The organism is Streptomyces sp. NPDC048650, assembly GCF_043199095.1.
Taxonomy (GTDB): Bacteria; Actinomycetota; Actinomycetes; order Streptomycetales; family Streptomycetaceae; genus Streptomyces.
This window is the reverse complement of the sequence record NZ_JBICVM010000002.1, coordinates 583510-597018: the sequence shown is the minus strand read 5'-3', so window position 1 is coordinate 597018 and position 13509 is coordinate 583510. Positions and strand designations below refer to the sequence as shown.

The 13509-nt window shown below is 72.5% G+C and carries 13 protein-coding genes and 1 tRNA gene; 6 read left to right on the top strand and 8 right to left on the bottom strand.

Going from position 1 to position 13509, the window contains the following annotated elements:
* Positions 1–2: 2 nt before the first annotated feature.
* The 4 genes from ACGFML_RS08485 to ACGFML_RS08470 all read right to left on the bottom strand — a co-directional run bounded on the left by ACGFML_RS08485 (position 3) and on the right by ACGFML_RS08470 (position 2845).
* The gene (locus tag ACGFML_RS08485) at positions 3–761 is read right to left on the bottom strand and encodes a PIG-L deacetylase family protein (protein WP_393541367.1); all 759 of its coding nucleotides are present in this window, start codon (positions 759–761) and stop codon (positions 3–5) included.
* A gap of 46 nt (positions 762–807) precedes the next feature.
* On the bottom strand, positions 808–1482 hold the full coding sequence (locus ACGFML_RS08480; protein ID WP_393541366.1) for an HAD family hydrolase: 675 nt from the start codon (positions 1480–1482) through the stop codon (positions 808–810).
* A gap of 122 nt (positions 1483–1604) precedes the next feature.
* The gene (locus tag ACGFML_RS08475) at positions 1605–2546 is read right to left on the bottom strand and encodes a pseudouridine synthase (protein ID WP_393541364.1); all 942 of its coding nucleotides are present in this window, start codon (positions 2544–2546) and stop codon (positions 1605–1607) included.
* A gap of 211 nt (positions 2547–2757) precedes the next feature.
* Positions 2758–2845 (bottom strand) — tRNA-Leu (locus ACGFML_RS08470).
* Between the two features lie 227 nt (positions 2846–3072).
* On the opposite strand from ACGFML_RS08470, the gene ACGFML_RS08465 reads away from it, so the two are divergent.
* The 3 genes from ACGFML_RS08465 (at position 3073) to ACGFML_RS08455 (ending at position 5801) form a co-directional block, all read left to right on the top strand.
* Positions 3073–4398 (top strand): M20/M25/M40 family metallo-hydrolase, encoded by a 1326-nt coding sequence (locus tag ACGFML_RS08465; RefSeq protein ID WP_393541362.1) that lies wholly within the window; start codon positions 3073–3075, stop codon positions 4396–4398.
* A 163-nt stretch (positions 4399–4561) separates the two neighbouring features.
* Positions 4562–4795, top strand: coding sequence for a chaplin ChpH (gene chpH / locus ACGFML_RS08460; RefSeq protein WP_393541360.1), 234 nt, complete (start codon positions 4562–4564; stop codon positions 4793–4795).
* Between the two features lie 169 nt (positions 4796–4964).
* Entirely contained in the window at positions 4965–5801 is an 837-nt protein-coding gene (locus ACGFML_RS08455; protein ID WP_393541358.1) for a chaplin, read from the top strand.
* A gap of 89 nt (positions 5802–5890) precedes the next feature.
* On the opposite strand, the gene ACGFML_RS08450 is transcribed toward ACGFML_RS08455, so the two are convergent.
* Complete coding sequence (locus ACGFML_RS08450; RefSeq protein ID WP_393541356.1) at positions 5891–6079, bottom strand: DUF5703 family protein; 189 nt, start codon at positions 6077–6079, stop codon at positions 5891–5893.
* Positions 6080–6126: 47 nt separating this feature from the next.
* Here ACGFML_RS08450 and ACGFML_RS08445 point away from each other — a divergent pair, with 47 nt between their 5' ends.
* Complete coding sequence (locus ACGFML_RS08445) at positions 6127–6813, top strand: hypothetical protein (RefSeq protein ID WP_393541354.1); 687 nt, start codon at positions 6127–6129, stop codon at positions 6811–6813.
* Positions 6814–6867: 54 nt separating this feature from the next.
* Here ACGFML_RS08445 and ACGFML_RS08440 read toward each other — a convergent pair whose 3' ends face one another.
* Entirely contained in the window at positions 6868–9285 is a 2418-nt protein-coding gene (locus ACGFML_RS08440; protein WP_393541353.1) for a helix-hairpin-helix domain-containing protein, read from the bottom strand.
* On the bottom strand, positions 9282–10265 hold the full coding sequence (locus ACGFML_RS08435; RefSeq protein WP_393541351.1) for an aldo/keto reductase: 984 nt from the start codon (positions 10263–10265) through the stop codon (positions 9282–9284). The genes ACGFML_RS08440 and ACGFML_RS08435 overlap by 4 nt, the downstream gene beginning before the upstream one ends.
* A 127-nt stretch (positions 10266–10392) precedes the next feature.
* Between ACGFML_RS08435 and ACGFML_RS08430 the strand changes: the two genes are divergently transcribed.
* Positions 10393–11442, top strand: a complete 1050-nt coding sequence (locus ACGFML_RS08430; RefSeq protein WP_393541349.1) for an LLM class F420-dependent oxidoreductase — start codon at positions 10393–10395, stop codon at positions 11440–11442.
* 241 nt (positions 11443–11683) lie between these two features.
* Complete coding sequence (locus tag ACGFML_RS08425; protein ID WP_393541347.1) at positions 11684–12472, top strand: ferritin-like domain-containing protein; 789 nt, start codon at positions 11684–11686, stop codon at positions 12470–12472.
* Positions 12473–12508: 36 nt separating this feature from the next.
* Here the strand turns inward: ACGFML_RS08425 and corA are convergent, their stop codons facing one another.
* Positions 12509–13501, bottom strand: a complete 993-nt coding sequence (corA, locus tag ACGFML_RS08420; protein WP_393541346.1) for a magnesium/cobalt transporter CorA — start codon at positions 13499–13501, stop codon at positions 12509–12511.
* Between the last annotated feature and the right edge of the window lie 8 nt (positions 13502–13509).

Below are 13509 nucleotides of genomic sequence, written 5' to 3'. Positions count from 1 at the left end.
GGCTACGCCACCGGGCGGGACACCTCGACATACCACTCCCGCCCGAGCAGCAGCCCGAAGACGGGGGTCGGCAGGCGGATCAGCGTCCGCAGGACGGGGGCGAGCCGGCCGGTCCCCGCGACCACGGACCGGTGCGCGGCGAGCGCCGCCTGCTTCCGCCCGGCGAACCGCCGGACGTCGATGGCGTGGGTGATGTCCGCCCGCGGGCTGTAGGCGGCGCCGAGCGCGTCGGCGTCGTACCGGAGCGGAATCCTCAACAGCCGTGCCAGCCGCACCAGTCCAGTGATCATCTCCCGCGGCATCGTGGCCTCCAGCAGGCGCGGCACCCCGGCCAGCTCCGCGGCCCGCCGGCCCACCTGGTGCACCTTGACGTGATCACGATGGCCGTACCCGCCGCGGGCGTCGTAGCTCAGCAGGATGTCCGCGTCCTCCGCGCGCAGGACGGCGGCCAGCCGCTCGGCCGCCTCCTGGGCCCGCGCCCGCGCAAAGCGGGCACGGTCCGGCGGGTCCGGGTACAGCACGGGGCCGTGGCCGCTGTCCGCATAGCCCAGATGCACCACCCGGGCCACGCCCAGTGCGTCCGCGCTCGCCCGCAGTTCCGTCATGCGCGGAGGTTCGCCCGCCGGGCGCGCCTCCATGAGGCCGTCGGTGGCGACGACGATCACCACGCGATGGCCTTCGGCGGCGGCGCGGGCGAGCGTGCCGCCGGTCATCAGCACTTCGTCGTCGGGATGTGCGTGAAACGCCAGAAGGGTCGCCATGGGCCCATCCTTCAGCACCCGGCAGCCGGACGTGCGCCCGCACCCCTCAGAAGTGCCGCAGCAGCTCCCCGAACGCCGACAGGTGCAGCACTCCGTCGTCGGCCGGGTCCAGCTCGCCGTGCTCCAGCACCCAGGTGTGGTCGTTCGGGATGAAGACGGCGTTCAGCCCCGCCGAACGCGCCGGCAGGATGTCCGACTTGGGGGAGTTCCCGATCATCCATGTCGTGTCCGGCACCAGCGCATGGGCCCGTATCAGCTCCTCGTACGTGGCCACGTTCTTCTCCGCCACGACACGAACGTCCGTGAAGTGCCGCGCCAGCCCGGACGCCGCCACCTTGCGCTCCTGCTCCTCGGTGTCGCCCTTGGTCAGCAGCAGCAGTTCGTGCCGCCGGGCCAGCTCCGCCAGCGTCTCGGCCACCTGCGGGATCAGCTCCACCCGGTCCCCCTCGAACGCCGCCGCCCAGCCCGCGATCCGCGCCGACTCCGCAGCCGTCGCCGCCCGCCCCCGCACCTGTGCGACACACTCCCCGAGGCTGCGCAGGAACACCTTGCTCCCGTACCCGTGGGTCAGCGCGTTCGCCGCCTCGATCCCGTCGAGCACGCCTCGTACCCCGTCCCGCCCGAGCTCCGGATGCGCCATCCACTCCAAGAACTCGTCGATGACCCGCTCGAAGATCACGTTGTTCTCCCACAACGTGTCATCGGCATCGAAGATCAGCACCGGCAGTTCTCCTCGTTCCGTCCCACGACCGCTTCCACGACCCGCGCACCCTATGCGCGACCCGCCCCGGCCCGCACCGGGGATTCGGCGGCGGGCGGGCCCTCGTGGCCACCGCCCCGCCGTCAGCCCGCTGCGGTGGCCTCCCACGCGGCCAGCCGCAGCCCGCTCTCGAACCGGCGCACCCGCCCGTCCACCGGATCCGTGAACTCCAGCCGCCTGGCCAGCAGTTGCAGTGGCGCGGCGAAGTCCTCCGGGTCCGGCTCCAGTACGGCGGGATAGAGCGGATCGTTGAGGATCGGCACCCCGAGACCGTTCATGTGCACCCGCAGCTGGTGCGTGCGCCCGGTGGCGGGCAGCAGCCGGTAGCGCCCGAGCCCGCCCCGCCGCTCGACCAACTCGATCCGGCTCTCCGCGTTCGCCTCGCCCGCCTCCTCGCGAGCGGCCATCACCCCGCGCTCCTTCACGATCCGGCTGCGCACGGTGATCGGCAGCGCCAGCCCGGCGTCGTACGGCGCCACCGCCTCGTACTCCTTGTGCATCCGGCGCTCGGCGAACAGCCCCTGGTACGCGCCCCGGTCCTCGGGCCGCACGACGAACAGGGCCAGCCCGGCCGTCAGCCGGTCGAGCCGGTGCGCGGGCTGCAGCGCGGGCAGCCCCAGATCGCGCCGCAGCCGGGCCAGCGCGCTCTCGGTGACATGCCGCCCCCGCGGCGTCGTGGCGAGAAAGTGCGGTTTGTCGGCGATCACGATCCGCTCGTCCCGATGGACGATCCGCACCGGGAACGGCACCGCCACCTCCGGCGCGAAGTCACGGTGGAACCACACGTACCTCCCGGCCGCGTACGGCTCGCTTCCGCTGAGCGCCCCGTCCACCCCGACGAACCGTCCCGCCCGCAGCATCGTCGCCACCTGCCCGGCCCCGATCCCGCCCTGGAACCGCTCGACCAGATGGTCGCCGACGGTGCCCCAGGCCCCGTCGGGGTCCGCGGGCAGCCGCACCCGCACGGGGTCGATGCCGTGGCGCTGGGGGAGCGGGGCGGGGGGTATGGGGGATCTGCGGCGCACGGGGCCAGAGAACCCCAGCTCGGCCGATGTCTCAAGTCCCGCACCGGAGCGGTCCCGGCCGGTACCCGCCTCCGGTACCTGCCGCGCGCGTGCCCGGAGCCGCCGCACAGGAGCCGCGACACAGGAACCGCCGCACAGGAACCGCGGACAGGCGGACAGTGGACATACGCGAAATGCCGGCCGGGATCGCTCCCGACCGGCATTTCGCTGGTGGTGTCCGAGGGGGGACTTGAACCCCCACGCCCGATAAAGGGCACTAGCACCTCAAGCTAGCGCGTCTGCCATTCCGCCACCCGGACAAGGTGTCTGCCGTTGCGGCCTGTGCCGTTCCGACGTGGAAAACAATAGCAAACGATCCGGGGTGGTCGATCACCTGCACGTCCGGCCGGCGGCGGGGCCGTGACCAGTGGATGTCGGGAGTATTGCGGCCTTGGGCGCGGGGGTCGGGAGAGGGAGGATGGCGGTGGACCCCGCCGCGGACCGTGCCCCTCGGGTGCGACGCGGCCGTGAACCAACAGGAGGCAGTGTGAGCGAGTCGCAGTCGGGCCGGACGGTCACCGGCGAGGACGAGGTCGTCGATCTGTGCCGGGACCTGATCCGGATCGACACCAGCAACTACGGAGACCACTCGGGGCCGTGTGAACGGGCCGCCGCCGAGTACGTCGCGGAGAAGCTCGCCGAGGTCGGGCTGGAGCCGCGGATCTTCGAGTCCCACCGGGGCCGCGCCTCCACCGTCGCCCGGATCGAGGGCGAGGACCGCTCCCGGCCCGCGCTCCTCATCCACGGCCACACGGACGTGGTGCCCGCCAACGCCGACGACTGGACCCACCACCCGTTCTCCGGGGAGATCGCGGACGGCTGTGTGTGGGGCCGCGGCGCGGTCGACATGAAGGACATGGACGCGATGACGCTGGCCGTCGTCCGCGACCGGCTGCGCACCGGGCGCAAGCCGCCGCGCGACATCGTGCTGGCCTTCCTCGCGGACGAGGAGGCGGGCGGCACCTATGGCGCGCGGTTCCTGGTGGACAAGCACCCCGAGCTGTTCGAAGGGGTGACGGAGGCGATCAGCGAGGTCGGCGGCTTCTCCTTCACCGTCAACGACCAGATCCGGCTCTATCTCATCGAGACCGCCCAGAAGGGCATGCACTGGATGAAGCTGACCGTGGACGGCAGCGCCGGACACGGTTCGATGATCCACAAGGACAACGCGATCACCGAACTGTCCGAGGCCGTCGGACGGTTGGGGCGGCACGAGTTCCCGGTCCGGGTGACCAAGACGCTGCGGTCCTTCCTGGACCAGCTCGGGGACGCGCTGGGCACCGAGCTCGACCCGGAGGACATGGACGCCACGCTCGCCAAGCTCGGCGGCATCGCCAAGCTGATCGGCGCCTCGCTCAAGAACACCGCCAACCCGACACAACTGGGCGCCGGCTACAAGGTCAACGTCATCCCGGGGCAGGCCACGGCGCACGTCGACGGCCGCTTCCTGCCGGGGTACGAAGAGGAGTTCCTGGCCGACCTCGACCGGATCCTCGGCCCCCGCGTCAAGCGGGAGGACGTGCACGCGGACAAGGCGCTGGAGACCACCTTCGACGGGGCACTGGTCGACGCGATGCAGTCGGCGCTGCAGGCCGAGGACCCGATCGCGCGCGCCGTGCCGTACATGCTCTCCGCCGGAACGGACGCCAAGTCCTTCGACGTCCTCGGGATCCGCGGGTTCGGCTTCGCCCCGCTGAAGCTGCCGCCGGAGCTGGACTTCGCGGGGATGTTCCACGGTGTGGACGAGCGAGTTCCGGTGGACGGACTGAAGTTCGGGGTGCGGGTGCTCGACCGGTTCATCGACCAGAGCTGAAACCGTCGAAGTCGAGCGGAATCCGGCACGAAATCCCTGCCGTTCGTGCCGGATTCGCTGAAATGGGTGAATGCTGCGATGTGTTCGTAGCTTCAACGGCTCGGCCCTCGTTGCAGTAAGTGCGGTCCGCGGCTGGGACCGCATTTGTCTACAAGGAGGAACCATGATCAAGAAGGTCGTCGCGGCTGCGGCAGTCACCAGTGGTCTCGTGCTCGCCGGCGCGGGTCTGGCCGTTGCGGACTCGGGCGCTCAGGGCGCGTCCGTGCACTCCCCGGGTGTGGTGTCCGGTAACACCGTTCAGGTTCCGGTGCATGTCCCGGTGAACGCCTGCGGGAACACGATCTCCGTGATCGGTCTGCTGAACCCGGCCTTCGGCAACACCTGCGTCAACAAGTGACGTTCCGACGCAGCTAGGCGTTGTACGCGAGCCCGTGAGGGCCCGATCCAGTTGGGCTCCGGAATGCACGCCATGCATTCCGGAGCTTCTGGGTATCTCTGCGCCCGGGGATCTCCCAGGAGATCCGGCGGCGCGCATTCCCGTAAAGCACTAGGCAGGGGAACAACCTATGAGACAGGTCGCAGCAAAGGGCCTGATCACGTTGGCGGCCGCGGGCGGCGTACTCGCCGCCGTCAGCGGTTACGCATACGCGGACTCGACCGCCGCCGGAAGCGCGGCGAAGTCGCCCGGCGTGGGATCGGGCAACCTGATCCAGGTGCCGGTCGACGTCCCGGTCAACGTGTGCGGCAACACCGTCAACGTCGTCGGCCTGCTCAATCCCGCATTCGGGAACCACTGCGCCAACGGCGGCAAGCACCACAGCAGCCACCACGGGGGCGGCTCGGGCAACCGCGGCGGAGCCACCGCCGTGGGCGGTGCCGCCCACTCGCCCGGTGTCGCTTCCGGCAACACCGTGCAGGTGCCGGTCGACGTCCCGGTCAACGTCTGCGGCAACAGCGTCTCGGTCGGCGGGCTGCTGAACCCCGCGTTCGGGAACGACTGCGGCAACGACGCTCATCCGCAGCCGCCGCGTGGCCCGCACCACCCGCACCACCCGGGCAAGCCGCACCACCCGGGCAAGCCCCACCACCCGGGCAAGCCGCAGCAGCCGGGACCGGAGAAGCCGCATCATCCGAGGCCGCAGCAGCCGGCCCCGGAGACGCCGCACCACCCGTCCGAGCCGCACACTCCCGAGACCCCTCCGGTGCACCACAATCCGGAGACCCCGGGAGCGCGGCCGCAGACCGAGGTGCCCGGGAAGTCGGGGATCGTCGCGACGCCGAAGCCGGGTGCCCAGCTCGCCCACACCGGTGCGGGAGCGATCGGCTACGCCGTGCCCGCGAGCGCCGGACTGCTGATCGGCGGAGCGGTGCTGTACCGCCGGACGCGCACCGCGCGCAGGTGATCTGCGCCACATAACACGGAGCGCACACAACGGAGCGGGCCCTGTGGATACGGGGCCCGCTCTGTGCTGGACTCATACCGAGCCGGTGCTCACCACGTGGCGCGGAGCTGGCGGATGATCCGACGACGCAGCCGCACCCGGCGGCTGCCGTCGGGGTAGAGGCGAAGGCGGTCCAACTCCCAGTGTCCGTACTCGGCGTGGTCGGTCAGCAGGCGTGTGGCGGCGGACCGGGAGACCCCCCGGGGCACATACACATCGCAGAATTCGTATTCCGGCATCGCATCTATTGTGCGGGACCGCCCCCGGTACGGATAGCGTCTGCACTATGTCTGATGCTGCGCAGCCTTCCGCTGCCGAGGTACGTGCCGCCGCCGAGGCGGTAAAAGCCGCGCTGGACCGTCACCTCGACGCGGTCGAACGCCGCTCGGGGCCGGACGATCCGGCTGTCTACGCCGCGTTCGACGAGCTCGCCGCGGCGGCCGAGGTGTACGACGAGCTGCTGTACGACACCCACGACGAGGTCACCCCCTTCGAGATCCCCGGGAACGAGTCGTTGCCCGCCTATGCGGGCCCCGAGGATCCGAGCGCGCTCAGCGTGCTGATCCGGCGCGACTACACCGTCGCCGAACCTCAGCGGCTGCTGCATCAGGCGCAGCGCATCGCCGATCTCGACCCGGACGCCGTCGACGAGGCCGCGGCGACCGGTTCGGCCGAGACGGCCGGCATCGTCGGCACCAGCGTGCATGCGGCGCTCGGGGTGCTCTTCGGCGAATTCGAGCCGGACGAAATCGCCTCCCGGCACAAGGAGTTCGGCCTGGAGGAGGGCGACTCCACGCTCTGGGTGGCGGCCGCCGACGAGCCGGCCGAGCCGGGGGAGTGGCTGTCCGCGCCGTTCGACCAGGCCGACCCGCAGCGGGTGGTCTGCCGCTTCGACGTCAGCTCGGTCTTCGACGAAGAGCTGGACGACGACGAGGACGACGGCCTCCCGGTGACGCCCGGCCGGGGCCGGTAGGTCCGGCACGGCCGGGGCGGGCTCCGCCCCGGCCGTGCTCCCGCCGGGCGGGGGTCAGCCGGCCGCTTCCGCCTCCGCCGCGGCCTCCATGGCCTGCGTCTGCAGCAGGGTGCGCAGCCGGGTGGTGCGTTCCTTGACGGGGACCTCGGCGACCGCACGGGGCAGGGCCTGGTCGGCGCCCTGGACGACCGAAAGGTGCCGCTCGCCGCGTCCGAAGGCGGTGTAGACCCAGGCGCGGGTCAGACCAGCGGCCGCGTCGCCGGGCAGTACGACCACCGCAGCGGGCCAGCGCCGGCCGGCCGCTTGGTGGGCGGTGAGCGCCCAGCCGTGGCGCACCGCACCGGCCTCGACCTGCTCGCGCGGCACCACGACGGCGGCGCCGTCGCAGTCCAGGCCGAGCCCCGCGGCGTCCGCGCCGGTGACCGTGCCGGTGACCGTACGGCCGGGTGCCAGGGCGTAGGCGACGTGGTCTCCGGCGTCGAAACCGCCGAACCGGCCGGGGCCGGGGTTGAGGCGCTCCTTCAGCGCGGCGTTCAGGGCGCGGGTGCCGGCCGCGCCGCCGTGGCCGACGGTGATGACCTGGGTCTGGTCCGTGGGGACGCCGAGCGCCCGGGGCACGGAGTCGGCGACCAGCTGGACGGTGCGGTGCATCGCCTCCCCGGCGTCGCGTGCCGGGACGATCACCACCTCCTTGCCCGGTGCCTCGACCTCGTTCAGCTCGCCGATGCCGATGCCCGACACGAGCTCGCCGATCGGGCCGAAGTCCGGGGTGCGGGAGACGACCTGGGGGCAGAAGCGAGCCGCGAGGAGGTCGGCGAACAGGCGGCCGGGACCGGCGGACCACAGGACGTGGGGGTCCCCGCTGAGGACCAGCCGGGTGCCGTCGGTGAGTGACTCGACGAGCACGGCGGCGGTTTCCAGCTCCAGTTGCGGCGCGTCCAGCACGACGAGCAGGTCGAGGGCGAGCGCACCGTCGGCGTCCCGGCCGGGGCCCGCCGGCCCGGAGAGCAGGTCGGCCACGGTCACCGCCGCTGCGCCGAGCTCATCGGTGTCGCCGGGCGCGGCCTCGGCCAGGTGCGCCGCCAGGCGTCGGCGGCCGTCTTCGGTGTGGGCGGCGCCGTAGGCACGCAGCCCCAGGGCGCGGGCGGCGGCGATCAGTGCGGCGGGTTCGCTACGGGCCGCCTCGGCGCCGGTGTGTGCCACCAGGCCGCTGCCCGCCGCGGCGCGGATCAGCTCGGCGGCGGACGGCGAGGGGGCTGCGGTCGCCGCGGCCTCCCACCGGGCGGCGGAGGGACGGACGGGCCGCGACGCGGGCTCCTCGCCGACCTCGCCGACCTCGTCGGGCTCCGCGGCCTCGTGGGTGTCGTCGGTCGCGTCCGCCTCGCCGTCGTCCCCGATCCTCTCCGGGCCCTCCGTGCCGGCCGCGGCCTCGAAGGTGTTGAGCAGGCGCGCCAGACCGTCGGCCACGCTCTCCTCGGCCATGGCGTACCGGTCCAGGCCGAACAGGAGCCGTACCGGACGCTCCTCCTCGTCCTCCTCGCCCGCGGCGGGGCGGGCCTGGCCGGGGGTGTCCAGCGCGTCCTGGAAGACCAGCACCGCGCCCTCGGCGATCGCCGTTTGAAGGGCGTCATCGGGGTCCGGGACGGCCCGCTGGGCGAGCGCGGCGCGCAGCGCGGGCGCCTCCAGCGCGGAGTGGCCGGCCACGGCGGCCTGCTCCAGCAGCCACCCGACCAGGGCCTGGGCGCGTCGCTCGTCGTCCGGGCGGCAGTCGGGACCGAGCAGCGCCCGCGCGAACCCGTCGGCCTGCTCGGGGCGCACGCCGGGCACACCGAGCAGCTGCCAGGGGTCGGCGGCCAGCGCCTGGGCGGCCCGCTCACCCAGCGCCTCGGCGGTCTTCTCGGCCAGCGACACGGGGGCAGCGCCCGCCGTCAGGACCTGCCGTACGCCCTCGACGCCGGGGGCGGTCGGTGCGGCGGCCGGGGAAGCGGGGGCAGCGGCCGACCGGGGCACGGCCGCGGTGTCGGCAGCCTGGGGCACGGGCGGTGCGGCGGCGGGCTGAGGTGCGGACGGGGTGGCCGCGCGCTGCGGTGCCACCTCCGGGGCCGGGCGGGGCGCGGCCGCCGGTTGGGCGGCGCGCGACTTCTCGGCGAAGAACGAGGCGGCCGACCGCTCGCCGCTCTCCACCGCCCGGACCGCCGCCGCGAGCTGCGCCGCCGTCGCGGCGGCCGGGTCGCACGGCGCCGCACTCGCCCCACCCGCCCCGGCGGGAGTACCGGCGGGCCCCTGCGCGGTGTCGTCGCCCGCCGCCGGCGCCGCGTCCCCGGCCGGTGCCTGCGCCGCGTCCTCGACGGGTGCCGGCGTGGCCTCCTCGACGGGGGCCGACGCGGTGTCCTCGGCGGGCTGGGCATCCGCAGCGCCGGGCGCGGCCTCCTGCTCGGGCGGGGTCTCGCCGGCGAGGCGGTCGGTACTCACAGCGTGCTCCAGTCGTGATCGGGATAGTGGTGCACCGGAGCCGATACATCGTCCAGCGCCCGGCGGATCTCGTCAGGAAGACTAAGGGTCTCCACTGACAATGCGGCTCTGAGCTGCTGCGCCGTGCGGGCACCGACGATCGGGGCGGTCACCGCGGGCCGGTCGCGGACCCAGGAGAGCGCGACCTGGAGCGGGGTGACGGCCAGTCCGTCGGCGGCGGTGCTGACCGCTTCGACGACCCGGCCCGCCGTCTCGTCCAGATAGGGCGCGACGAACGGTGCCAGATGCTCCGAGGCGCCACGCGAGTCGGCCGGTGTGGCGTTGCGGTACTTGCCGGTGAGCACGCCGCGGCCCAGCGGCGAGGAGGGCAGCAGGCCGATGCCCAGGTCGGCGGCGGCGGGCAGCACCTCGCGCTCGACGCCGCGCTGGAGCAGGGAGTACTCCATCTGCGTGCTGGCCAGCCGGTTGCGCACGCCGGGCGCCGCCAGCTGCCAGGTGGCGGCCTTGGCGAGCTGCCAGCCGGAGAAGTTCGCCACTCCCGCATAGCGCGCCCGGCCGCTCGTGACGGCCAGGTCGAGGGCCTGGAGGGTCTCCTCCAGCGGGGTGTGCGGGTCGAAGCCGTGCAGCTGCCACAGGTCGACGTAGTCGGTGCCCAGCCGTGCCAGTGAGGCGTCGAGTGCGGCCAGGAGGTGGCGTCTGGAGCCGTCGACGCGACGGTCCGGCTCCAGGACGCTGCCGGCCTTGGTGGCGATCACCAGGTCCTCACGGGCGACGAGCCCTTCCGTGAGGCGGCCCAGGAGGTATTCGGCGCCGCCGTCGGCATAGATGTCGGCGGTGTCGACGAGGGTGCCGCCGGCCTCCCAGAATGTCTTGAGCTGGTCGGCGGCTTCCTGCTCGTCGGTGTCGCGCGCCCAGTTGAGCGTGCCGAGTCCGAGGCGGGACACGCGCAGACCCGTGCGGCCGAGGTGCCTTTGCTCCATGGGCCCTGAGATTACGCGCCGCGCGCCGCGTTCAGGGGACCTGTGGACAACCGGCCGATGACGGCCGGCGGGGTCCCGCGCTACAGTCCCTGGAACAGCGACGTTACTGATCAGTAAGGGGAGCGGCATGAGGCTTGGCATCAACCTCGGCTACTGGGGAGCCGGGATGGACTCGGACAATCTCGCGGTGGCACAGGAGGCCGACCGCCTCGGATATTCGGTCTGCTGGGCCGCCGAGGCCTACGGTTCCGATGCCCCCTCCGTCCTGTCCTGGGTGGCCGCCCAGACCGAGCGGATCGACATCGGCTCGGCCATCTTCCAGATCCCGGCCCGTACGCCCGCGATGACCGCGATGACGGCCGCCACCCTGGACTCGCTCTCCGGCGGCCGCTTCCGGCTGGGCCTGGGCGTCTCCGGTCCGCAGGTCTCCGAGGGCTGGTACGGCGTCAAGTTCGACAAGCCGCTGGCCCGCACCCGCGAGTACGTCGACATCGTCCGCAAGGCGATGTCGCGCGAGCGGCTGTCCTACGAGGGCGAGCACTGGACGCTGCCGCTGCCCGGCGGTCCCGGCAAGCCGCTGAAGCTCACCGTGCACCCGCAGCGCGAGCACATCCCGCTCTACATCGCGGCGATCGGCCCCAAGAACCTCCAGCAGACCGGCGAGATCGCCGACGGCGCCCTGCTGATCTTCCCCTCCGCCGACCACCTGGAGGAGACCGCGATCACGCACATCCGGGCCGGCCGTGAGAAGGCGGGCAGGACGCTGGAGGGCTTCGACGTCTGTCCGACGCTGCCGCTGGCGGTCGGCGAGGACGTCGGCGCGCTGGCCGACATGTTCCGCCCGTACACCGCCCTGTACGTCGGCGGCATGGGCAGCCGCAAGCAGAACTTCTACAACCAGCTGGCGCAGCGCATGGGGTACGAGAAGGAGGCCGCCGAGATCCAGGACAAGTACCTGTCCGGCGACAAGGACGGCGCCGCCGCGGCCATCCCGGAGCGGCTGATCGACCAGACCACGCTGCTCGGCCCCGTCGAGCGGATCGCGGAGCGGATGCAGGCCTACGCGGCGGCCGGGGTCACCACCCTGACGCTGGCCCCGGCCGGCTTCACGCTGGAGGACCGCGTCGCGTCGCTGCGCGCGGGCACCGAGGCGCTGGAGCGGGCGGGACTGGCCTGAGACAACCGAAGGCCCGGCGCCGGGGGCGCCGGGCCGGTGCGGCACCGCGGCCGTGGTGGGGGCTCGGGGGTCTTCCCCGCCACGGCCGTCACGCAGCACAACGCCCCCACCGCGGGCTGGTTACGCCCCCGCACCACCGGCGGGTAGTTCGAACGGACGCATCGACCGGGCAGTGCGGTTGCCCCTCCAGGCAGGGCACTCTTCACTTGGCTGAGGTGTGCTCCTCCGGAAGGTGGTGCCGATGCTCTCGGCCAGAAGTCTGTTCCAGGAGATCGTCGACAGCGACGATGCCTACCGCCTGTTCTGCTCCATCGCCGCCAGCGGGGAGACCCAGGGCGGATGGGAGAACGGGCGGATCGCCGCGCTGGTACCCGCCTCCCAGCGGGGGCTGGCACCCAAGATCACCCGGCACGGCGCGGACGAGGACAAACACGGCCGGATCTTCAACGCCCTGCTGCGCAGGCGCGGTCTGGCCCCCGCCGACGTCCCCGAGGAGACCGACTACACCATGCTGCTGGAGCGGCACGGCATCGGTCTGGCCCACGACAAACTGCGCCGCGACGAGCCGCTCACCGAGCGGGACATCATCACCTACCTCGCGCACAGCCGGGTCACCGAGCAGCGTGCCTCCGACCAGATGGACATGCTCAGGACCTACTTCGGCGACCACCCCGAGATCGGCAGGGCGGTCCGCATGATCTCCGACGACGAGGACAATCACCTCTCCTACTGCCACGAGGAGCTGCTGCGGCTTGCCCGCGCCGGGCACGGCCGGACCATCCAGCGGATCCTGCGCGAGTGCGCGCTCGTCGAGGTCGGGATCTACCGCGACGTCAGCCTGGCGGTGATGGGCCACATGGGCCGGCTCCTGGGCTGGCCCATGGCGAAGATCGCACTGCTCAAGGCCGCGATCTGGGGCATGTACGGCTACGAGCGGGCGCTCGGCTGGCGGCGCATGGTCGGGCTGCGGATGCCCGAGCGGCGCGATGCGCTGGGCGGCCCGGCCACCTCGGCGCCGGAATTCGCCTGAGGCCGGGCCGGCGGGCGCAGCGGCAGCGGGTCCCGCTCAGAGCCAGCCGCGCCGCTTGAACAGCCGGAAGAGGGACAGCTCGATGACGGCCGCCACCAGCACGACCGCCGGATAGCCGTACCGCCACCGCAGTTCCGGCATGTACGAGAAGTTCATGCCGTAGATCCCGGCGATCAGGGTCGGTACGGCCGCCAGCGCCGCCCAGGCCGAGATCTTGCGCATGTCGTCGTTCTGCCGCACGCCCATCTGCGCCAGATGCGCCGAGAGGATGTCCGACAGCAGCCGGTCCAGGCCCTCCACCGACTCGTTCGCACGGGTGAGGTGGTCGTCCACATCGCGGAAGAACGGCCGTGCGTGGTCGTGCACGAACGGCACCCCGGGGTTCTGCAGCCGGGCCATCGGCTCCGTCAGGGGGACGGTGGCGCGCCGGAACTCCATCACCTCGCGTTTGAACGCGTAGATCTCGGCGGCGGTGTTCTTGGTGTCGGTGCGCATCGGGGCGAACACCTCGGCCTCCAACTCCTCCAGATCCACCTGGAGTTCGGCGGCGACCTCGATGTAGTGGTCGACCACCGCGTCGCTGACCGCGTAGAGCACCGCGGTCGGGCCGTGCCGCAGGATCTCCGGCTGGAGCTCCAGCCGCTTGCGCACCGCGGCCAGCGGGCTGGCCTCGCCGTGCCGCACCGTCACCACGAACGCGTCGCCGACGAAGAGCATCAGCTCCGACGCCGTCACGGTGTCCGCCTGCTCGTGGTACGTGATCGGCTTCAGCACCATGAACAGCGAGTCGTCGTACACCTCCAGCTTCGGCCGCTGGTGGGCGTTGAGGGCGTCCTCGACGGCCAGCGGGTGCAGCGCGAATTCGGAGGCGACCATGTCGAACTCCTCCTTCGTCGGCTCGTGGATGCCCAGCCAGAGGAAGGAGTGGCCCTCCGCCCGGGCCTTCGCGAGGGCACGCGAGTAGTCGGTCGCGCAGTCGATACGGCGGCCCTCGCGGTAGATGGCACAGTCCACGATCACACCTGGCATTCTCGCCC